Origin of the sequence: Pseudoalteromonas lipolytica, assembly GCF_900116435.1 — a bacterium.
GTDB lineage: Bacteria > Pseudomonadota > Gammaproteobacteria > Enterobacterales > Alteromonadaceae > Pseudoalteromonas > Pseudoalteromonas lipolytica.
On record NZ_FPAZ01000016.1, the window covers coordinates 45,754 to 67,631 of the forward strand.

At 41.0% G+C, this 21,878-nt stretch carries 21 protein-coding genes and 1 tRNA gene; 14 read left to right on the plus strand and 8 right to left on the minus strand.

Features of this window, described 5'->3' with window-relative positions; all coding sequences use genetic code 11:
- Positions 1–36: 36 nt before the first annotated feature.
- A complete protein-coding gene (gene pyk / locus BM378_RS15930) occupies positions 37–1,470 on the minus strand; it encodes a pyruvate kinase (protein WP_036968210.1) in 1,434 nt (477 codons plus the stop codon).
- Positions 1,471–1,892: 422 nt separating this feature from the next.
- Between pyk and gnd the strand changes: the two genes are divergently transcribed.
- Positions 1,893–3,266 carry an NADP-dependent phosphogluconate dehydrogenase gene (gnd, locus tag BM378_RS15935; RefSeq protein ID WP_074989588.1) on the plus strand — a complete coding sequence of 458 codons (1,374 nt, stop codon included), beginning with the start codon at positions 1,893–1,895 and terminating at the stop codon, positions 3,264–3,266.
- A gap of 70 nt (positions 3,267–3,336) precedes the next feature.
- On the opposite strand, the gene ansA is transcribed toward gnd, so the two are convergent.
- Together ansA and sppA are read right to left on the minus strand one after the other, a co-directional pair.
- Positions 3,337–4,347 carry an asparaginase gene (gene ansA, locus BM378_RS15940; RefSeq protein ID WP_036968216.1) on the minus strand — a complete coding sequence of 337 codons (1,011 nt, stop codon included), beginning with the start codon at positions 4,345–4,347 and terminating at the stop codon, positions 3,337–3,339.
- A gap of 58 nt (positions 4,348–4,405) precedes the next feature.
- Positions 4,406–6,271, minus strand: a complete 1,866-nt coding sequence (gene sppA, locus BM378_RS15945) for a signal peptide peptidase SppA (protein ID WP_074989589.1) — start codon at positions 6,269–6,271, stop codon at positions 4,406–4,408.
- A 198-nt stretch (positions 6,272–6,469) separates the two neighbouring features.
- On the opposite strand from sppA, the gene BM378_RS15950 reads away from it, so the two are divergent.
- The 7 genes from BM378_RS15950 (at position 6,470) to bamJ (ending at position 11,692) form a co-directional block, all read left to right on the plus strand.
- Positions 6,470–8,431 (plus strand): oxidoreductase, encoded by a 1,962-nt coding sequence (locus tag BM378_RS15950; protein WP_065979965.1) that lies wholly within the window; start codon positions 6,470–6,472, stop codon positions 8,429–8,431.
- Positions 8,432–8,493: 62 nt separating this feature from the next.
- Positions 8,494–9,195 carry an HvfX family Cu-binding RiPP maturation protein gene (locus tag BM378_RS15955; protein ID WP_074989590.1) on the plus strand — a complete coding sequence of 234 codons (702 nt, stop codon included), beginning with the start codon at positions 8,494–8,496 and terminating at the stop codon, positions 9,193–9,195.
- Between the two features lie 61 nt (positions 9,196–9,256).
- Entirely contained in the window at positions 9,257–9,805 is a 549-nt protein-coding gene (locus tag BM378_RS15960) for an NAD(P)H nitroreductase (RefSeq protein WP_074989591.1), read from the plus strand.
- Positions 9,806–10,005: 200 nt separating this feature from the next.
- Positions 10,006–10,383 carry a hypothetical protein gene (locus BM378_RS15965; RefSeq protein WP_036968230.1) on the plus strand — a complete coding sequence of 126 codons (378 nt, stop codon included), beginning with the start codon at positions 10,006–10,008 and terminating at the stop codon, positions 10,381–10,383.
- A 74-nt stretch (positions 10,384–10,457) separates the two neighbouring features.
- A tRNA-Ser gene (locus tag BM378_RS15970) sits at positions 10,458–10,548 on the plus strand.
- 53 nt (positions 10,549–10,601) lie between these two features.
- Complete coding sequence (locus BM378_RS15975) at positions 10,602–11,003, plus strand: hypothetical protein (RefSeq protein ID WP_074989592.1); 402 nt, start codon at positions 10,602–10,604, stop codon at positions 11,001–11,003.
- Positions 11,004–11,074: 71 nt separating this feature from the next.
- On the plus strand, positions 11,075–11,692 hold the full coding sequence (gene bamJ, locus BM378_RS15980) for a BamJ family beta-barrel-assembly machinery protein (protein WP_036968233.1): 618 nt from the start codon (positions 11,075–11,077) through the stop codon (positions 11,690–11,692).
- A 62-nt stretch (positions 11,693–11,754) separates the two neighbouring features.
- Here bamJ and fur read toward each other — a convergent pair whose 3' ends face one another.
- The 5 genes from fur to BM378_RS16005 all read right to left on the minus strand — a co-directional run bounded on the left by fur (position 11,755) and on the right by BM378_RS16005 (position 14,297).
- Positions 11,755–12,198, minus strand: coding sequence for a ferric iron uptake transcriptional regulator (gene fur, locus BM378_RS15985; RefSeq protein ID WP_036968236.1), 444 nt, complete (start codon positions 12,196–12,198; stop codon positions 11,755–11,757).
- Positions 12,199–12,388: 190 nt separating this feature from the next.
- The gene (fldA, locus tag BM378_RS15990) at positions 12,389–12,916 is read right to left on the minus strand and encodes a flavodoxin FldA (protein ID WP_036968238.1); all 528 of its coding nucleotides are present in this window, start codon (positions 12,914–12,916) and stop codon (positions 12,389–12,391) included.
- Positions 12,917–12,930: 14 nt separating this feature from the next.
- Positions 12,931–13,209: a LexA regulated protein gene (gene ybfE / locus BM378_RS15995; RefSeq protein ID WP_004586673.1), complete on the minus strand. Its 279-nt coding sequence runs from the start codon at positions 13,207–13,209 to the stop codon at positions 12,931–12,933.
- Between the two features lie 2 nt (positions 13,210–13,211).
- A complete protein-coding gene (locus BM378_RS16000) occupies positions 13,212–13,433 on the minus strand; it encodes a DUF2788 domain-containing protein (RefSeq protein ID WP_036968243.1) in 222 nt (73 codons plus the stop codon).
- Between the two features lie 96 nt (positions 13,434–13,529).
- Positions 13,530–14,297 carry an alpha/beta fold hydrolase gene (locus BM378_RS16005; protein ID WP_036968246.1) on the minus strand — a complete coding sequence of 256 codons (768 nt, stop codon included), beginning with the start codon at positions 14,295–14,297 and terminating at the stop codon, positions 13,530–13,532.
- 131 nt (positions 14,298–14,428) lie between these two features.
- Here BM378_RS16005 and seqA point away from each other — a divergent pair, with 131 nt between their 5' ends.
- The 6 genes from seqA (at position 14,429) to BM378_RS16035 (ending at position 21,857) form a co-directional block, all read left to right on the plus strand.
- Positions 14,429–15,025 (plus strand): replication initiation negative regulator SeqA, encoded by a 597-nt coding sequence (seqA, locus tag BM378_RS16010; protein ID WP_036968250.1) that lies wholly within the window; start codon positions 14,429–14,431, stop codon positions 15,023–15,025.
- 16 nt (positions 15,026–15,041) lie between these two features.
- Positions 15,042–16,679: a phosphoglucomutase (alpha-D-glucose-1,6-bisphosphate-dependent) gene (pgm, locus tag BM378_RS16015; protein WP_036968253.1), complete on the plus strand. Its 1,638-nt coding sequence runs from the start codon at positions 15,042–15,044 to the stop codon at positions 16,677–16,679.
- An 81-nt stretch (positions 16,680–16,760) separates the two neighbouring features.
- Positions 16,761–17,816 (plus strand): succinylglutamate desuccinylase, encoded by a 1,056-nt coding sequence (astE, locus tag BM378_RS16020; RefSeq protein ID WP_065979960.1) that lies wholly within the window; start codon positions 16,761–16,763, stop codon positions 17,814–17,816.
- A 269-nt stretch (positions 17,817–18,085) separates the two neighbouring features.
- On the plus strand, positions 18,086–19,300 hold the full coding sequence (locus BM378_RS16025; RefSeq protein ID WP_036968259.1) for a thiamine pyrophosphate-dependent dehydrogenase E1 component subunit alpha: 1,215 nt from the start codon (positions 18,086–18,088) through the stop codon (positions 19,298–19,300).
- The gene (locus tag BM378_RS16030; RefSeq protein ID WP_036968262.1) at positions 19,300–20,277 is read left to right on the plus strand and encodes an alpha-ketoacid dehydrogenase subunit beta; all 978 of its coding nucleotides are present in this window, start codon (positions 19,300–19,302) and stop codon (positions 20,275–20,277) included. Before BM378_RS16025 ends, BM378_RS16030 begins: the two co-directional genes overlap by 1 nt.
- An 8-nt stretch (positions 20,278–20,285) precedes the next feature.
- Positions 20,286–21,857, plus strand: coding sequence for a dihydrolipoyllysine-residue acetyltransferase (locus BM378_RS16035; protein ID WP_074989593.1), 1,572 nt, complete (start codon positions 20,286–20,288; stop codon positions 21,855–21,857).
- Positions 21,858–21,878 lie beyond the last annotated feature (21 nt).

Consider the following 21,878-nt stretch of genomic DNA (forward strand, 5'->3'; position numbering starts at 1 on the left):
AAATTAATTTTGCGCCTTTTTTCGTTATATTGGTTTTTAAACCGTCACAATTTTCATCGTGTTAGTTGCACCAATGGTTTCCATAGCGTCACCGTGAGTTAATATTACAGTGTCACCTGTGGCTAAAGAGCCTTGCTCAACAAGCGTGTTTAACGCATCACGAACCATGTTGTCTTTTTCACATTTAGTTGAGTCAAAGTATACAGGGTAAACGCCACGATAAAGTGCTGTTTGACCTAATGTACTTGCATGACGAGACAGCGAATAAATAGGTAAACCAGAGCTGATACGCGACATAAGTTTAGCCGTGCTACCAGATTCAGTCAGTGTGATAATCGCTTTCACTGAGTCAAGGTGGTTAGCAGCATACATGGCTGAAAGTGCAATAGATTCAGCGTTAGAAGAAAAACGGCTATCTAAACGGTGTTTAGAGACGTGCGTTTCTTTTTGTGACTCGGCACCTAAACATACACGCGCCATGGTTGCGACAGTCTCTTCTGGGTAGTCACCTGCCGCTGTTTCTGCTGATAACATAACCGCGTCAGTCCCATCAAGCACTGCGTTGGCAACGTCCATAACTTCTGCACGTGTTGGCATTGGGTTATCGATCATTGATTCCATCATTTGCGTTGCCGTTACTACTGTACGGTTTAATGAGCGAGCGCGTCTAATAATAAGCTTTTGCTTACCCACAAGGGCAGCATCACCAATTTCAACACCTAAATCACCACGCGCCACCATTACAGCATCAGAAGCTAGGACGATATCATCAATTGCTTCAACGGTTTCAACCGCTTCTGCACGCTCAATTTTAGCGAGTAACTGCGCGTTCGAACCTGCCGCTTCGGCTAGTGAACGTACATAGCGCATGTCGTCACCACTGCGTGGGAAGGAAACTGCAATATAGTCAACACCAATTTCGGTTGCTGTGATTAAATCTTCTTTGTCTTTCTCGGTGAAAGCAGGGGCCGTTAGACCACCGCCTAAACGGTTGATGCCTTTATTGTTCGAAAGCACGCCACCCACAGTGACTGTGGTATGCACTAATTCACCTTCAACAGAGTCGACAGTAAGTTGAATTAAGCCATCATTTAACAGTAGTAAATCACCTGATTTTACATCGTTTGGTAATTCTTTGTAGTCAATACCCACAGCGTTTACGTCGCCTTGGCCTTTTTCCATTTTTGCGTCTAGCGTAAATTTAGCACCTACTTCTAAGTTTACTTTGCCATCTTTAAATGTAGAAACGCGAATCTTAGGACCTTGTAAATCAGCAAGTATTGCAACGTGCTTGCCTAAACGCTTTGCTATATCGCGTACAGCTTGAGCACGGTCTTTGTGATCTTGAGCAACGCCATGTGAGAAGTTCAAACGAACAACATTGGCACCTGCACGAATAATTTTTTCTAGGTTGTTATCGCGATCGGTTGCCGGTCCAAGTGTCGCAACAATTTTTGTGCGTCTTAGCATCAAATTCTCCTGTGCGCTTAATCGATGTTAAGCGAATTGATGGTTTACTATTAAAAAGTCGTGCTAAAAGCCTTGCTAATGGGCTTATACAACGGCACGGTGTAGAACTCATAGGTAAAAAATGTGTTTTTTAACTATGAGTATCTGAATCCATGTATTATTGAATCATAATACAAAAATTGAATGACGATATTATGACACCGGTGTCAGGTAGCGTCAATACACTTAACTTTTAAATGGGTATTATAAAAATCTGGTCCGATGCCTGCGTTATTTTGATATAATTTGAACAACGTCGCTTTTAAACACACTGATTTTTACCAAGTTGGCTTGGATGCTCGCATTTTTGGGCTGCTTGGGTATAATGCGCGCGTATTTATTTTGATTAACTAACCAATAGTTGTTACCGAGGAGGACACTAAATGCAAGTTGCATTAGTAGGGTTAGGCGTTATGGGTAAAAATCTTGCCCTCAACCTGATTGAAAAAGGGCTGACATTAGTAGCGTACGATAAGAACCCTGATGCGGGTGCTGAGTTACTAAGCTGTGCGAAAGCACTCGGATTGGCAGACCGTTTACATATTGTGTCTGATTTAAATGATATGGTTAGACGTTTAGAGCCGCCTCGTTCAATTTTACTTTTAGTTCCTGCTGGTGAATTGGTTGATAAAGTATGTACTGAGCTTGCGGAAGCAGGCGTCGAGTGTGATGACATCATCGTCGATTGCGGCAATAGTAACTATAAAGACGGTATTAGCCGTAAACTTAAGTTCCAAAATAAATTTGAATTCGCCACAATGGGGATCTCAGGGGGTGCCGAAGGCGCACGCCATGGTCCTGCAATGATGGCTAGTGGCTCAGAAGGCGGCTGGGAGCGTGTTGAGCCGTGGTTTGAAAAAGTTGCAGCAAGTTACAAGGGTGAGTCGTGTTTTGCGCGTGTAGGGCAATCTGCAAGCGGTCACTTTGTAAAAATGGTGCACAACGGTATCGAATATGCGTTGATGCAGCTTATTGCAGAAATGTATCAACTGCTTCGTTTGGGCACTAATCGCACGCCAAAAGAAGTTGCCCAGATTTTTAATGATTGGTCTGAAGGAACATTAAATAGCTACCTACTATCAATCTCTAGTCATATTCTTAGCCTTGAAACAACTGAAGGTGAGCCTTTAGTTGACTTAATTGACAATAAAGTAGGGGCCAAAGGCACTGGATTATGGACAGCACAAAATGCGCTTGAGTTAGGCATTGCAGTGCCTTCACTGGTTGCTGCGGTACAAGCTCGCCATTTAACAAATACATGTGATACGCATGCTGCAAAAGAAATGACCTATGCAGCCAAAGCAACTAACACTGTTGAGTTAGACCTAGAAGAATTAAAAGACGCGTTTACGTTGGCAAGTTTACTGGCTTACCGTCAAGGTCTTGCGCTTATCAAAGGTGCATCACGTGCGCACCAATGGAAAGTTGATCTTGCTAAAACGTTACAAACGTGGCGAGCGGGTTGTATTATTCGTGCCGATTACTTAGATAATGTTGCTGAAGGCGTAGAGTTTATTGATTCTATGCAGCGTGAATCAGCTGCACTTCGTAAAGTGACAGGGGCGGCAGTTGCTTCTGGTCTTGCATTCCCTGTGTTAACTGCAACACAAACGTATATTGCAACACTTACAACACCAAGTAATGGACATTTGGTTCAGGCACAGCGTGATTACTTCGGTGAGCACGGTATCAAAACACACAGTGGTGAAGTTTGCCATTTAACTGATTTAGTCGATATTGACGAAAAAGTCCGTTAATGAGTTGAATTACTCACCATCATGAAAAAAGGCACCGTACGGTGCCTTTTTAATATCTAAAACTTTAATTTTATCGACTCAACTCGCCACGTAGGTTGTCTTGCATAAGATGGCGCACTGTTTCAACCTCAAGCTTTTGGCTAAATAAGTAATGTAACTTTGTTAAACAGGCTTCTAAAGTCATGTCATAGCCACTGATGACACCACAGTTGAGTAATGCATTACCGGTGGCATACCCGCCCATGTTGACATGTCCTTTTAAACACTGGGTAAGATTAACAATCACCATGCCACGCTTACTAGCCTCATTAAGGATGTCTAGAAAGGCAGGGTCTTGTGGTGCATTGCCAACGCCAAAGCTTAATAATACAAGCGCTTTAATGTTATCGTTAACCAAGCTTTTTACAACCTCAGGACTGATCCCCGGATATAAATACAGCACGCCAATTGGTTGTGGAGTAATGTTAGATACTTGCAGTTCGTTATCGACATACGGGCTCAATTGCCCCTTGATTAATTGTATATTGATACCTGATAACGCTAACGGTTCAAGGTTAGGTGAAGCAAACGCGTCAAAACCATCTGCGTGTGCTTTTGTTGCTCTATTACCACGGAACAGTTGGTTATTGAAAAACAGACTGACTTCAGCAATAGGGTAATTCGCTGCTAAGTACATAGCGTTTAGTAAATTAACTTGACCATCAGAGCGAAGCTGTGACAAAGGAATTTGCGAGCCTGTGACAATCACGGGTTTGGTCAAATTTTCAAACATAAACGATAAAGCCGATGCCGTGTAGGCCATTGTGTCAGTGCCATGTAATACGACAAAGCCATCATAGTCTTGGTATTTACTTTTGATATCGTCAGCAATAAGTTGCCAATGTGCCGGTGACATATCGGATGAATCAATCAAAGGGCAGTATTCGTGAATATCAAATAAAGGCATTTCATCACGATTAAACTCAGCATTGTTGACCACTGTTTCGGTTAAAAAACCTTCAGCAGGAACATAGCCTCGGCTCGATTTTTTCATCCCGATTGTGCCGCCTGTATAGGCGATATATATACGTTTACGTTTCATAAAAAAGCCCAGTAAATTAACTGGGCTTAGTATACCTAAAATCGCGTTAGTTAGTAACTTATTGAATTACATTACACACTAAACAGCGTGCATAGACACCTTGTGGGTCGTTGTAATCTTTTAAATTATCAATTTCACTACTCAACTGCTTAACAAGGCTTTGTAAGTTAGCTTGTGTTGCAAGCACAGAGTCAGAAGACTGCGACTTAGCTAAGAATGCTTGTACAGCAGCGGTGCCAAAAATATCCTGTAGCATTTGCTCTTGGGGTGTTAAAGATTGCTTGATGGTTTTAACATCGTAATGCTTTAATTTTGCAAGTTCTGCTGCCGCTTTAATCGCATCTTGTTTGTCACCTAGTTTATCAACTAAGCCAAGCTCTTTCGCCTGAGTGGCAATCCACACACGCCCTTGGGCAATTTTATCAACTTGCTCAGGAGTCATATTGCGCGCTTCGGCTACAACGTTTAAGAAGCGTTTGTAGGCATTTTCTACACTGAGTTGAATGATGTCGGCCATTTTTTCATCCAGTGGGCGAGCAATAGAGAAGCCTGCTAAATCAGTAGTTGCAACACCATCTGAATAGATACCTAACTCAGCCATGGTGTTTTCAAATGTCATAAAAGTACCAAAAACACCGATTGAACCTGTAATCGTACTTGGCGCTGCCCAAATCTCATTTGCAGCAGAGGCAATCCAATACCCCCCCGAGGCCGCAACAGAACTCATTGACGCAATAACCGGTTTTCCTGCGGCTTTAAGTGCCAGAACTTCAGCACGAATAATCTCAGAGGCAAACATGCTACCACCGCCAGAGTCAATACGCAGAACCACAGCTTTTACTTTATCATCTAAGCGCGCTTTGCGAAGTAGGGCTGCGGTAGAATCACCGCCAATTTCACCGGCTTTACGTTCACCATCAACAATCGTGCCTTTTGCTACGATTACCGCTACTTTTTCAGTAATAGGGTTATCAAATTCGATAGGAGGTTTAACCAGCGATAAATATTCACGGAAGCTCACTTGCTTAAATGTTTTACCGGTTTCTTCTGTACCGACTAGGTCAATAAGTTGCTGGCGAATTTGTTGAGATGTTTTTAGTGAATCAACCCATTGATTGTTTAAGGCATAGTCACCTGAATTTCCATCCACTGCTTGCATTTTTGCAAGGTAAACATCCATATCTTCGTCAAAGTTACTTTCATCAAATGGGCGAGAAGCGGCAACATCTGACTTATATTCGTTCCAAAGTGCAGTTAACCATACTTGGTTGGCTTCTTTTGCTGCATCTGACATATCATTACGAATAAATGGTTCAACTGCTGACTTGTACGTACCTACACGGAAAATATGCTGTGTTACTTTTAGCTTTTCAAGGGCGTCTTTAAAGTAAAGCGGGAACATGCCGTAACCTTCAATGCTGACACCACCATAAGGGTGCATAGACACTTCATTGGCATGTGCTGCAATATAGTACTGTGCTTGAGTGTAGTAATAGCCTGTAGCAATAACTTGTTTACCAGCGTCTTTGAACTCATCAATCGCTTTTGTTATTTGTTTAAGCTTATTGATATGCGCGCTTGGCATTTTTTGAAGATCAAGCAACATAACAGAGATACGGTCATCTTTTGCAGCTTGGTTGATAACTTCAATAATATCATCAAGCAAAATCTCTGAAGGTGCTTCTTTGCCCATAGTCGCATCATTAATGGCTGCTTCTACAGGGTCAACATAGGTTTTCTCTTCAACGATAGGGCCATTTAAGTTTAGGCGCAGTACGGTTCCATCCGCGACTTTAACTTTGTCTTCTTCGCTAGTAATAGCGACGATAAAGAGTATTACTAGTATTAAAAATAATAGGTTTAGAACCAAACGGCGGGAAAAGTTTATCCCAGTCCATATGCCTTTAAATATCTTTGCTAGCAAAATAATTCCTTAATTCAGTACAGCTTAGTAGTAATCCCATCTTAGCTTAGAATAATCTGAAATTTAACTGTTAAATAGTAACAGAGTGTTTAAAACGAGAAATTGCGACAGTTAATTACTCGCTAAAAGTTGATTATTCTGGGTTATTACCGCAGAATCTAAACATCATAGAGGTTCGACCAGTTAACGGGGCAGACAATGTTAGAACAAAAATTACAATTACCGCATACCGAACTTCGTAATCGTTTGGTTATGGGCTCAATGCACACCGGTCTTGAAGAGGGCTGGCATAATCGTAAACGGTTACGCGCATTTTATGAAGCACGTGCAAAAGGAGGCACAGGCTTAATTATTACCGGCGGGTATAGTCCGAATTTACGCGGTAAACTTACTCCATTTGCATCAACGTTTAGCTCATATTATGACGTTGTTAAACACCGTGCTTACACTGAAGCAGTACACCAGCATGGTGGGAAAATTTGTTTACAGCTTTTGCATGCAGGGCGTTATGCCTACCATCCATTTAATCATGCTCCTAGTGCGATTAAAGCGCCAATAAACCCATACAAACCAAAGGCGATGTCGCTTGGTGCCATTAAAAAAACCATAAAAGATTTTGCAAGCTCAGCGCGCTTAGCCGAAAAGGCGGGCTACGATGGTGTTGAGATCATGGGCTCAGAAGGCTACTTAATTAATGAGTTTATGGCGAATCATACTAATAAACGTAATGATGCTTATGGTGGTAGCTTAGAAAACCGAATGCGCCTAGCTGTTGAAATAGTGAAAGCAGTACGCGCAAAAGTCAGTGAAAAATTTATTATTATTTTTCGTTTATCAGTGATGGATTTAGTTCCTGACGGTTCTACTCCTGATGAAGTAAAGCAACAAGCTTTGGCGCTAGAAGAAGCCGGCGTTGATATCTTTAATACTGGTATAGGTTGGCATGAGGCTCGCGTCCCAACGATTGCCAGTATGGTTCCTCCTGGCGCATTTAAAGAGGCGTCAAAACGTTTAAAAGACACAGTCTCAGTTCCTGTGGTTGCGGTAAACCGTATTAACACCCCACAGATTGCTAATAGTATTTTAGCGGCAGGAGAGTCAGACCTTATTTCGATGGCAAGACCACTTTTAGCTGATCCTGAGTTTTTTAATAAATACGTAAATAATAAAACTGAGCAGATAAATATTTGTATTGGTTGTAATCAGGGTTGTTTAGACCACGTATTTAAAAATAAACGTGCGACCTGTTTAGTGAACCCTCAAGCTGCATTTGAGCTTGAATATAGCCTAGAAAAAGCCGCGTCATCACGTTTAGTGTTAGTGGTAGGTGCAGGACCAGCTGGCCTTGCTGCGAGTTGCTATTTAGCGCAAAAAGGGCACAAAGTAACGCTCATTGAGCGTAAAGAGCAAATGGGCGGCCAGTTTAATTTAGCCATGCAAATACCCGGAAAAGAAGATTTTAATCACACGCTAAATTATTTCACTAATGAACTTAAGCGTTTAAATGTTGAATTAAAATTGGGCACTGAGTTTTCAGATAACATGCTAAATCAATACGATGATGTTGTTTTTGCGACCGGTGTTAGACCTCGTGAAGCTAAAATTGAATGTGCTGATGGTAAGCGTGTTTTTGCCTACGATGAAGTGATTAGAGGTGACGTTGAACTGGGTGAAAAAATTGCGATATTAGGCGCTGGAGGTATCGGTTTCGATATGGTGGCCTTTTTAAGTGAGCATAAAGATCAAACCATTGAAGAGTTTAAAACTCAATGGGGAATAGAGTGTGAGCCACAACCTCACAAAGATAATCGCCAAATTTATATGCTAAAACGAAGCTCAGGTCGCTTTGGCAGTGAGCTGGGTAAAACGACGGGTTGGATCCACCGCCAAGTAGCAAAACAGCATGGTGTTAAACAAATTGCTGACTGCCAGTACATCAGTTTTGATAACCAAGGGTTAAAGATTACCGTAAAGGGTGAGGAACAGATACTTGATGTTGATACAGTGATTGCCTGTATTGGTCAGGTGTCTAACAGTGAACCATTTGCAGCGGAGGCTGAAAACGCAAAAGTGCATGTGATAGGTGGTGCAAAACTGGCCGCGGCCATTGATGCAAAACGTGCTATTTTTGAAGCATTGCAAGTCGCACGCAAAATCTAACTGAAAGATAACCACATTGTTAGCGGTCTTATTGATTAATCTATTTTAGTCATGAGACCGCTATGCACATTACACATACCTATCAAACAATCTTCAAACGTCTGCAGTGTTTAGAGGGGATACCCGCTTTAATTTTTCGCTTAATCTTAGCGCCGGTTATGATAATCGCAGGATTTAACAAGTTAGCGTTGAGCGGAGATGTCTCGCATTTTTACCAATATTTTCTTGCATCTGATGACATCGTTACATGGTTTGGTAACAAAGAATGGGGCTTAGGTTTACCGATGCCTGCACTACTGGCATTTTTGGCCGCATGGGCAGAGTTTCTTGGCGGTATACTGCTATTTTTGGGGCTGTTTACACGTCTTACCGCTATTCCATTAATGATTACGATGTGTGTGGCTGCGACTAGCGTACACGTTGATAATGGCTGGTTTGCTGTCACGCCTACAGATGCCAGTACCAGTCCTGCAAGAGTATTAAGCTGGCTACAAATACCAGGTGCACAAGCAAGCCTAGACAACTCCTCAGCGGCAGCTGAGCGCTTAACAAAAATGCGCGACTTATTAGAAACCCACGGTTTTACTGATTATTTATATGAAACAGGGCGCCCTGTGATTTTAAATAACGGAATGGAGTTTTCTGTTATTTATTTTGCGATGCTGTTAGGCCTATTTTTTACAGGCGGGGGACGCTATGTCAGTCTCGATTACTGGTTTAGCAGAAAGTACCGTAATCGCTTTATTGATAATGAAGTTAAATGATAAGCTTACATTTTATTGCCTGTATTAACGGGCATCGTATTTAAGAATTTACGGAATAATAATGGACGCTTTAACGCTTTTACAAACACGACAGTCAGATCCACGTTTAATTTCACCGGGTCCAACAGAAGAACAGCTTTCAATTATTCAGCGCGCTGCGATTAAAGTCCCCGATCATGGTTGCATTGCGCCGTGGCGTTTTATCGTGGTGGAAGGCGAAGCACGCCATAAATTAGGTGAGATCTATCACCAAGCCGCTATCGAAGAGCAGCAAGATGACCGCGTAATTGAGCGGGCAAAAGAGCTCCCCCTCAGAGCACCTATGGTGATAATCGCAATTGCCGATGTAAAAGAAAACCCAAAAGTACCGCGGATAGAGCAGGTGCAAAGTGCTGGGTGCGCTGTGTTAGCAATGCAACAAGCTGCATTCGCTCAGGGATTAGGTGGCATTTGGCGCACAGGCTACTTTGCGCAAAGTCCAGCTGTTAAACACGCGCTTGGTTGCAAAGCAGAGGATGAAATTGTCGGCTACTTGTATATAGGCACACCTGAGGTAGATATTAAAAAGCCCATTCGTCATAAACCAGACACTTTTTTTGAGAAACTGTAAGTTAAGGGAACTTTTTAGCATCACAAGAGTCATACCTGATTAAGCTTGCTTATGTTACTTTTTTTCAAGTTGTGGCTTTGCTGTAAGAAGCGCTTGGATGCAAAAACTTAATTATTCTTCTTCAGTATGTTTTTTAATCGGTTGTTTTTTGTTAACGTATGGATAGTCTTAGAAAAATAACGATAAAGAAGACGAGAAAAATGGGAAACTTATTTTTACGTGAAAAAGAAAATTGGTTCGCTTGGTCTCTTTGGGGCATTGTTGGTGCAGTGATCACTTTGTTTGTTGCACTCTCGACAAAAGCACCTCAGTTTTTAGGTTTATCAGCGGTCGGTGTTTTGTTTCTACTTACCTGGTGGATGCACAGTACAAAACGTTTTGATTTTGGGCGTGCGTTTAAAGTCTGTTGTTATGTTTTAACGTTTAGCAGTCTACCGGCCTTTTTACTGGTGATTGTGCCAAATCACAATATGAATAAAATAGACATTATTGTTCAGACACTCGGCTTTGCACTAATCAGTTTATTCGTCTGTTTAATTTGTTCATGGATTGCCCGCAGACCAAAGCAATATTATTGATTTAAATTTTTTAGGCTTTTTTTACAGTTAAGTCTTTACAATGAAAGCTGTAAGCACTATTATGCGCGCCGTACGGAGAGATGGCAGAGTGGTCGAATGCACCGGTCTTGAAAACCGGCAGGGGTTTGTAGCCCCTCTAGGGTTCAAATCCCTATCTCTCCACCATTATTTTTAAAAAACCGCCTACAGGGCGGTTTTTTGCTATCTGGAGATAAGTCATGTCAACAAGCGAGTCTTCGTCTACTTTTAAACACCTTATAAAACATATTCTGTTTTGGAGTGTTTTTTCTTATTTTTATCATAGCGGCGTGAATGTTCTAGTTGCTATGGCACATGATGCAAAGCCAGAGCATGGTTTACTCACATCGATTGCTTATGGCATCGGTTTTAATGTGCTGGTTGGTCACTTAATTGGAAAATATGATAAGCATTGGCCTGTTATAGCTGCACTGTATATCGCATCAGTTGGCTTGTTAATTGTGCCACTTGTTATACTCGGTAAAGCAGGATTGATGGATGTTTATTTTATTGTCGCAATGATCTTAAGTTTACCAACGTCAACCTTTGTCATTGAAAAAATAAAGCAGCGAATTAGTTTAAACACTGAGCAAACGCAGTAAACTAAGCATTATTCGTTGTTTTTTTATGTTAGTATAAATGCATCTTTTAACTAATAAACGTGAATTTAAACATGTCAGATATTTTTACAACAGACGCTGAAAAAGCAAGCTACGGTATTGGTTTACAAATGGGTGAGCAACTTAAAGCTAACCCTTTTGAAGGTTTAAACCTAAACTCAGTTTTTGAAGGTATGAAAGACGCATACGCAGGAAGTGATTTCCAAGTTGAGATCCCTGCAATTCAAGCTGCTTTCGAAAAAATCAATGCAGAAATCCAAGCTCGTCGTGAAGAAGAAGCTAAAGTACTTGCTGCTGAAGGTGTTGCGTTCTTAGAAGAAAATGCAAAACGTCCAGAAATTACGGTAACCGAATCAGGCTTACAGTACGAAGTATTAACAGCGGGTGAGGGTGAAAAGCCAACTGCTGAGTCTACAATTCGTGCTCATTACCACGGTACATTAATTAACGGTACTGTTTTTGACAGCTCTTATGAGCGTGGTCAACCTGCTGAATTCCCAGTAAGCGGTGTTATCAAAGGTTGGACTGAAGCGGTACAAATGATGGGTACTGGTTCAAAATGGCGTTTATACGTACCACACGAACTTGCCTATGGTGAGCGTGGCGCAGGTGCTGCAATCGCACCTTTCTCAACATTAATCTTTGATGTTGAGTTACTAGAAATTATCTAATTAATTTCTACAGACATAAAAAAACCTGCTTAATGCAGGTTTTTTTATGTCTAAATCAAATTTTAACTATTTGATTCAGCGAACTCTTTGCACTTAGCAGTGTCTTCGCATTCACCATAAAGGTAAAGAGAGTGGTTTGTTAGTTTAATACCGTTCTCTTTTGCGATTTCTTCTTGGCGACGTTCAATCGTATCATCTTCGAACTCAACAACTTTACCACATTTTAAACACACTAAGTGGTCGTGGTGAGTACTACCCGATAATTCAAAAACTGACTTGCCACCTTCAAAATGATGACGAGACACAATACCTGCATCGTCGAATTGGTTTAAAACACGATAGACAGTTGCAAGACCAATCTCTTCGCCAATGTCTAACAGAATTTTATAGACATCTTCAGCGCTGATGTGTTGGTTGTCTGGAGATTGTAGAATCTCTAAAATTTTAATACGCGGCAGTGTTACTTTTAACCCTGCTTTTTTTAATTCCAAGTTGTGATCAGTCATTAAATCTGTCTCAATTTTATTTATTTATACTAGGCATCATAAAGATGCACACGACACATTAGCAAATATTAGAATAACGTGCCTAGTTACTAAGTGCAAAGAACAATTCGTTTAATTGCCGATTTTTTAGACAAAAATGAACTGGTTGTGCATCTTTACATCAGCTAGTAAATGCGAGTAGTACTTGTTATTAATCAGCAAGTTCTGCTAAACACATTTCTTCATAAACTTGAGCACACCACTCTTTAACACGCTTTTCAGTAAGTTCTGGCTGACGGTCTTCATCAATGCCTAGGCCTACAAAGTGATTATCATCAATGACCGCTTTTGAGGCTTCGAAGTCGTAACCTTCAGTAGGCCAGTGACCCACAACTATAGCACCACGTTCAGTAACGATATCGTTGATCATGCCCATCGCATCTAAGAAATACTCAGCATAGTCTTCTTGGTCACCGCAACCAAAAATAGCAACAAGTTTACCATCGAAGTCTACTTCTTCTAACTCAGGGAAAAAATCATCCCAGTCACATTGCGCTTCGCCATAGTACCAAGTGGGGATACCGAATAACAATAAATCGAATTCAGCAATCTCTTCTTTAGAACTTTTTGCAATATCGTGAACAGCAACGAGCTTTTTACCTAATTCTTTCTGAATCATTTTTGCTACGTGTTCAGTATTGCCTGTATCGCTTCCGAAAAAAATACCTACGCTTGACATGGATTTAAAACCTTCTATCTATCAATAGCCAATCTTTCTTGTAAAATTGTTTCAATCAACGCGCTACGGCTAATATTCTGCGCATCGGCCATATCGCTTAGTGCTTGATATAACTGTGATGAAACCTTAAATTCTACACGCTTTAAACCACGTGCTTTGTCTCGTTTTATTTGATTACGTTTGTTGACTTTCAACTGCATGTCACGTGGTAGGGGATTTGTTTTTGGTCTACCAGGACGCTTTTCGTATTCAAATAAATCGGGTGTTGTTCTATCTGTTTCTGACTTTGCCATGCCTAGCCTACACCTGCGCCTTGCCAGAAGACTTGAATAAGTCCTTTTGCTATAAAACCAGAGCAGCCTAAAAATAGCACTAACCAAACGATGTATCGGCCAAATCGGGGCACGTCACCTTTCTTTAGTACGTCTTGAATTGCCATACCAATAAAAAAGAAAATGCCGGCTAAGCCAAAATACAACCCTAAGGTATCAAATTCGTTAATTAACTGACTGACCATCAACGTATAAACCTTCAAATTAAACGGCGCGTACTATACCACACAAAATCGTATTAATTTAGTGCGTACGATCAAAAACAGTGAATTTTATCGACGTTAATTCGAGGCTAAAAAATCACTGATTGCTTTATTTACAGCAAGCGGTTTTTGAGCATGAAGCCAATGACCCGCACCATGAATTATTTTTGCCTTTGAATTTGGAAATAACGCCATAATAACAGGGCGATGTTCAGCTAAAATATAGTCTGAATCATTCCCTTTAATGAATAAAGTATCACATAAACAAGAATCATTTTCATCAAGTTGTGCTAAAATATTTTCATATTGTTGGTCTAAAACAGCTAAGTTAAACCGCCACTGATACTGGCCTTGTTCATTTTTGGCAAAACTTTTTAATAAGAATTGGCGTACGCCAAGCTCGGGAATCTGTTTGGCAAGTATTTCGTCGGCTGCTTTTCTATCTGTAACGGCAGAATTAGCAACGTCGTTCAAACCTTTGAAAATAGCGCTATGGCGAGGTTTGTTAGCCACTGGCGAAATATCCATAACCACTAGTTTTTCAACGCGTTCTGGGTAGCTAAGTGCTAATTGCATAGCCACTTTACCGCCCATTGAATGGCCAACAATATGTGCTTTATTGATATTTAAATGGTTCAGTAACTCTAAAACATCGGCAGCCATTACCGTGTAGTTCATGCTATCACTGTGGAATGATTTACCATGATTACGTAAATCGATATTGGTCACTGTGTAATTTTCTGACAGTGCTTTCGCGATGACATTTAAGTTTTCTAGCGAACCAAATAATCCGTGGATCAAAACAACATGCGAACCTTGGCCGCTTTGCTGGTAATTTAATAGCATTTTTAGCTCCTATTTTAAGTGGCGCTATTTTGCCTAGTGAAATAACAAATTGCAAAACATAGAGAATTGCTGCGAGCTTAGGTATAATCATTGCGAACTTTTAAAATGTGACCCGTAAAGACAGGAATAACATGAAAAAAATCGACATAGACGACGAGTTATATCAATACATCGCGAGTAATACGCAAAGTATTGGTGAAAGTGCATCAACCATTTTGCGTCGTTTATTAAACCTTTCTGATGGCACTTTAACGACCAGTCATTCAACGACGACAAACACTGAACAAGAAATCAGCGTTGTTGAATCAGAAGAAGACACGGAACAACACACAGAATCAGCAGCGCCTGAATCAAAAAGCCAACCAGCTGTCACAGCAACGACATACGCTAAAGGTAATGTATTCAATGTGCTTAATAAAGAAGAGCTAGCGATGCAAAAAGGCGTTGTCGGCCGTTTCTTATTTATTTTGGCTGCTTTGTACAGAACACATAAAGACGATTTTGTTAACGTGCTTGAAATTAAAGGACGTGACCGCGTTTATTTTGCCACAAGTAAAGAAGCGTTACTTGAAAGTGGCAGCAGTATGAACCCGAAAAACATCACTGATACAGAATACTGGGTGATGACAAACTCTAATACTACGCGTAAAAAAATGATGCTTCATGAAGTCGCCTTGTGCCTTGGTTACACGGCTGATGAAGCAGAAAAGATTCGTGATTACTTATAATCAATAAGGAAATATTATGGCGATTCATCCAGATGCAGGTAAAACTGCACCTCAAGAAAGCTTAGTCAATGTACCAAAGCTGGTTTCAGCCTACTATTTAAATGAACCAGATCTAGAACAAAATCCAGAGCATTGCGTTGCCTTTGGTACGTCTGGCCATCGTGGTTGCTCGTACGATGTAAAGTTTAATGAGTCGCATATTTTAGCGATCACCCAGGCTATTTGTGATTTTCGTAAAGAAAACGATATTTTTGGACCACTTTTCTTAGGTAAAGATACACACGCATTAAGTGAAGCGGCATTTAACTCTGCAATCGAAGTCCTTGTTGCTAATGAAGTACAAGTGATTACGCAAGAGAATGATGAATACACACCAACGCCGGTAATTAGCCACGCGGTAGTGTCACATAATAAAGTGAACCAAAATGAGTTAGCTGACGGGATTGTTGTTACACCTTCTCATAATCCACCCGAAGATGGCGGTTTTAAGTATAACCCGCCAAATGGTGGCCCAGCAGACACAGACGTTACCAAATGGATTGAAGACAGAGCAAATCAACTCTTATTAGAAGACCTTGTTGAGGTGGAGTTATTTCCTTTTGCAAAAGCGTCTCGCTCAGGCTTTATTAAATATCAAGACTTGATCACGCCGTACGTTAATGATTTAGAGAATATCATTAACTTGAAAGCCATCAGTGACGCTAAAATTAAAATTGGTATCGACCCACTAGGGGGTTCAGGTATTAACTTTTGGCCAGTGATTGCCGAAAAATACAATTTAGACCTAACGGTCGTAAATAAGTCAGTCGATCCACGTTTTGCATTTATGCCGCTTGATAAAGACGGTAAAATTCGTATGGATTGCTCGTCACCTTACGCCATGGCGAATTTAATTGCCCTGAAAGACGATTACGATATCAGCATTGGTAATGACCCAGATTACGACCGTCACGGTATTGTGACACCGGATGGTTTAATGAATCCGAACCATTTCCTTGCTGTTGCGATTGATTATTTATTAAATCACCGCGATTGGTCTGCAGATGTGGCAATTGGCAAAACGCTTGTTTCAAGCGGCATGATTGATAAGGTCGTTGCGCGCAATAACCGTAAAGTAAAAGAAGTGCCGGTTGGCTTTAAATGGTTTGTTGAAGGGTTGAGTAGTGGCGCTTTAGCCTTTGGTGGCGAAGAAAGTGCAGGTGCCTCATTCTTACGCTTTGATGGTACCGTGTGGAATACAGACAAAGACGGTTTCATTCTTGGCTTACTAGCTGCTGAGATCTTAGCGGTAACAGGCAAAACACCTTCAGCGCTTTACAAAGAGCTTGAACAAGAGTTTGGTGCGCCGATTTATAAGCGTATCGATGCGCCTGCGAATGCTGAACAAAAATCGCGCCTAAAAGCGTTATCAGCTGACGATGTGAAAGCCAATACACTTGCAGGTGATGAAATCATTCAAAAGCTGACCCATGCACCGGGTAACAACGCGGCGATAGGTGGTTTAAAAGTCGTAACTGAAAATGGTTGGTTTGCTGCGCGGCCTTCAGGTACGGAAGATATTTATAAAATTTACCTTGAATCATTCAAAGGTGAAGAACACCTTGCATTACTAGAAAAAGAAGCCAAAAAATTAGTTGATTCTGTTATTCGCTAATTTATCTTTCTTTTTTATTATAACGGCTGATTTAATCAGCCGTTTTTGTATTCTACTCTCACGTAATATTAGGATCAGACCATGAGCTACTCATCAGCTACTTACCTGGATGCGCTTAAAGCGTCGGGTGATTTTCTAAGCTTAACTCGTGAAAACGAATTTTCATTACCTTATTCATCATTCACGTTAACGAATGGGACAAATGTGACTGTCCATGACACGGGGATTATCGAGTTTCAGCCTGCAACAGCAAGCAATAAAGATATTGTGTTATCAAGTGCTATACACGGTAATGAAACAGCACCGATTGAAATTTGCGATCAGTTAATTAGTGCAATAATTAAAGAAGAGATGACCTTAAAACAACGCGTGCTGTTTATTTTTGGTAACCCAAAATCAATAAATATCGGTAAGCGATTTGTTGAAGAAAACTTAAATCGTTTATTCAATGGTCATCATACCCAAGAGGGCATTGCTTCAAACCCTGAGCGTGTGCGCGCAAAACAATTAGAAGATGTTGTCAGTGACTTTTTTAGTCGTGGCAGCGAAGGTAGCGCACGTTGTCATTATGATCTGCATACTGCTATTCGTGGTTCAAAAAATGAAAAATTTGCTGTGTATCCGTACTTACATGGCAAACCGTGGAAAAAATCACAATTGCAGTTTTTATTAAGCTGTGGCGTAAACACCGTATTAATGATGAAGTCGGCAGCGACAACCTTTAGCTACTACTCGTCATTTGTCCATGGCGCTGACTCATTTACCGTTGAGCTCGGTCAAGTTAAAGCGTTTGGTGAGAATGATATGTCACGCTTTGCGAAAACCAAAGAAACTTTAATTGCATTAATTAGTCAAGAAAGTGTTGAATATGGTGAGTTTAATGCATCTGATTTTGAGCTTTTTTCAGTTTATAGAACAATAAACCGAACGTGCGAAGACTTTAGTTTTCCATTCGCAGATGACGTAGAAAATTTTACGGGCTTCGCGAAAGGTGAATTATTAGCAACTGATGGTCAGACCAGGTATGTGGCTGAGGTTGAGGGTGAAGCTATAATCTTCCCAAATGCTGATGTAGCCTTAGGTCAGCGTGCATTATTGACGGTTATTCCAATGCAAGTTGATAGCAACTTTATTTAAAATAGTTGCATTTACACCCACCAAAATACAGTTAACTATATGATATTAAATAAAATTTATTGTTGTATAGTTAACTTTCCATGCATGTTTAGCGATTTATCGACTATTCGTCTATGATTAGTTGAATAACAACTTACGTTAACGTAAAGTGTCGGCAGTTTAATTTAAATAGATTGAAAATTACGCAAACTTTATCCTTACAGCTTTTGCTGATAAAAATTCAAATAAGGGCAGTTGCGTATGTATCTGACAACGAAAGAAGGTAGGTTATGAGTAATCCAAATAACGTATCGCTGAATATTAATCATGAACTGTCATTTATTGATGGTCACGCATTAAAAATCCCTACATTAAGCATTCTTAATGAGGAAGGCGACATCTATGAAGGTGCAACAGCACCTGATATCGACAAAGACACCGCAATTCGTCTTTATGAGACAATGCGATTCATTCGTGCGCTTGATGAGCGTATGCAAGCGGCACAGCGTCAAGGTCGTGTTAGTTTTTATATGCAATGTTTAGGCGAAGAAGCGGCGGTGACTGCCTCGGCTGCAGCGCTTGATCAAAATGACATGATTATGGCGCAGTACCGCGAACAAGCAGCATTACGTTATCGTGGTTTTAGCCTAGATCAATTTATGAATCAGATGTTCTCGAATGAGAAAGACTTAGGTAAAGGTCGCCAAATGCCAATCCATTATGGCTCTCGCGAACTTAACTATATGACTATATCGTCGCCGCTAGGGACACAAATCCCGCAGGCTACGGGTTACGCATACGGTCAAAAAGTACGTCACATTGATGCAGAAACGGGTGATTTAAACAGCACGATTGATAACATCACTATTTGTTATTTTGGTGAAGGTGCTGCCTCAGAAGGTGATTTCCATGCCGGTTTGAATATGGCTGCGGTTCATAAAGCGCCTGTTATCTTTTTTGCACGTAATAATGGCTATGCGATTTCAACGCCTGCAGATGAGCAATTTAAAGGTGACGGTATTGCATCACGCGGTGTTGGTTATGGCATTAAAACTATTCGAGTTGACGGTGCAGATGCACTTGCTGTCTATGCTGCGACTAAGAAAGCACGTGAAATCGTTACAACTCATGGTGAGCCGGTACTGATTGAGTCGATTGCTTATCGACTAGGTGCACACTCTACGAGTGATGATCCAAGTGGTTACCGCAGTAAAGACGAAGAAGCCAAACATCAAGGTTGCCCAATTGAGCGTTTTCGCAAGTGGTTACTTAAGCAGGGGTGGTTAGATGAAGCCCAAGATGCGAAAGATAAAGAAACTATTCGTGAAGAAATTTTAGCGGCACTTAAACGTGCAGAAAAAGTGGCGAAACCAGCGTTAGAAGAACTTATCTCTGATGTATACGATACGCCAATTCCATCACTGCAAAAACAATACGAAGAATTAAAACAACACATTTTGCAGCATCCTGATGCTTATCCAACGACTGCAGGGAGATTAAAGTAATGGCTAAAATGAACATGCTTCATGCAATTAATTCTGCCCTTGATATCACCATGGCAGAGCACCCAAATGCCTGTATTTTTGGTGAAGATGTTGGCTATTTTGGTGGTGTATTCCGTGCAACCTCAGGCTTACAAGAGAAATACGGTAAGCATCGTGTATTTAATACACCTTTGACTGAGCAAGGTATTTTAGGTTTTGCCAATGGCCTTGCTGCATTCGGTGCGCCTGCATTAGCAGAAATTCAATTTGCTGATTATATTTTCCCTGCATTTGACCAAATTGTGAATGAATCAGCTAAATTCCGTTACCGCAGTGGTAATGAATTTAACGTGGGTAATTTAACAATTCGCACGCCGTATGGTGGCGGGATTGCAGGTGGTTTATATCATTCACAATCGCCTGAAGCTTATTTTGCACATACCCCAGGTTTAAAATTGGTTGTGCCACGTAACCCTTATCAAGCTAAAGGTTTATTACGTGCATCAATCAAGGACAACAACCCGGTTCTTTTCTTTGAGCCTAAGCGTTTATATCGTGCATCAACCGGTGAAGTGCCTGAAGAAGATTACAGCATTGAGCTTGGTAAAGCCGAAGTTGTTCAAGAAGGTACTGACGTTACCTTACTTGCTTGGGGTGCGCAGATGGAAATCATTGAAGACGCAGCGAAAAAAGCAGCTGAACAGGGTATTAGTTGTGAAGTTATTGACTTACGTACAATTTTACCTTGGGACGTTGAAACAATTGCTAAATCTGTTACTAAAACAGGACGCCTAATTGTTAGCCACGAAGCGCCAATTACCAATGGTTTTGGGGCCGAGATTGTTGCGACTATTCAACAAGAGTGTTTCTTACACTTAGAGTCGCCAATTGCACGTGTGTGTGGTTTAGATACGCCGTACCCACTCGCCCTTGAAAAAGAATATGTGCCAGATGCGCACAAAGTGCTTGCTGCGATTAAGCAATCAGTTGAGTTTTAGGAGTCAGTATGTCTAAAGATTTTATCTTACCAGATATCGGCGAAGGCATCGTAGAGTGTGAAATCGTTGAGTGGTTAGTTGCAGAGGGTGATACGGTAAAAGAAGATCAGCCTATTTGTGACGTAATGACCGACAAAGCACTTGTACAAATTCCTGCAGTGCACGATGGTGTGATCAGCAAGTTATATTACGCAAAAGGTGATATTGCAAAAGTGCATGCTCCTTTATTTGCAATGGATGTTGATGGTGAAACGCCAAGCCAAACAGTTGAAGCAGCAGACGATACCGCTGCACAGCCAACACCGCAAACTGCAACCTCAGGCTCGCATTTAGAAGACTTTATCTTGCCAGACATTGGTGAAGGTATTGTTGAATGCGAAATCGTTGAGTGGTTAGTCAGCGAAGGCGATGAAATAGTAGAAGATCAAGCTGTTTGTGATGTGATGACAGACAAAGCTTTGGTTCAAATTCCGGCTAAATACACGGGTAAAGTCGAAAAGCTTTACTATCAAAAAGGCGATATTGCTGCGGTACACAGCCCGTTATTCCAAATGAGTATCGAAGGCCATACTGCCGAGCCTGATGTCAGCTCAGCGGTTGTTAAAGCACAAACTAACGCGGCCAATAAACCTTCAGAAAAACCAGCAACGCCTGCTGCAAATAAACAGCTTAACAAAAAAGCAGTTGCATCACCGGCAGTGCGTCGTAAAGCCCGTGAGCTAGATGTTGATTTAACGCAAGTGCCAGGTTCGGGTAAAAATGGCCGTATTTATAAGCAGGATATTGAAGACTTCTTAAATGAGGGTCAAAGCCAAGCACGCACTGAAACTGTTTCGTCAGCAACATCACAATCAACACCTGTGGTAGCGACAGGCGGAAGCCGTGTTGAGCCAATTAAAGGCATTAAAGCAGCGATGGCTAAGCAAATGGTTGCGTCAGTATCGACAATTCCTCATTTTACATTCTGTGACGAAATCGATTTAACAAAACTTATTGCACTGCGTACTGATTTAAAAGAGCAGTATAAGCAGCAGGGCGTTAAGCTCACTATGATGCCATTTTTTATCAAAGCGTTGTCGCTTGCAATTAAGCAGTTCCCAGTGCTTAACTCGCAAGTAAACGATGAGTGTACGGAGTTGACGTACTTTGATGATCATAATATTGGTATGGCAGTAGATTCGAAGATTGGTTTATTAGTGCCTAATATTAAATCATGCCAGTCGAAGAGCATTGTTGATGTTGCAAACGAAGTTACTCGTTTAACAGAAGCCGCTCGTGATAGTCGTGTATCACCTGATGACTTAAAGGGTGGAACAATCAGTATTTCTAATATTGGTGCGATTGGTGGCACAATTGCAACCCCGATCATCAATAAGCCTGAGGTGGCAATTGTCGCATTAGGTAAATTACAGCATTTACCGCGCTTTGATGAAAATGGTCATGTGGTATCGGCAGCTATTATGCAAGTGAGCTGGTCTGGTGACCACCGTGTTATCGATGGCGGTACTATTGCTCGATTCAATAATTTGTGGAAATCTTACTTAGAAGATCCCGCAAAAATGATGATGGCAATGAGCTAATTTATTCGTTATTAAAAAACC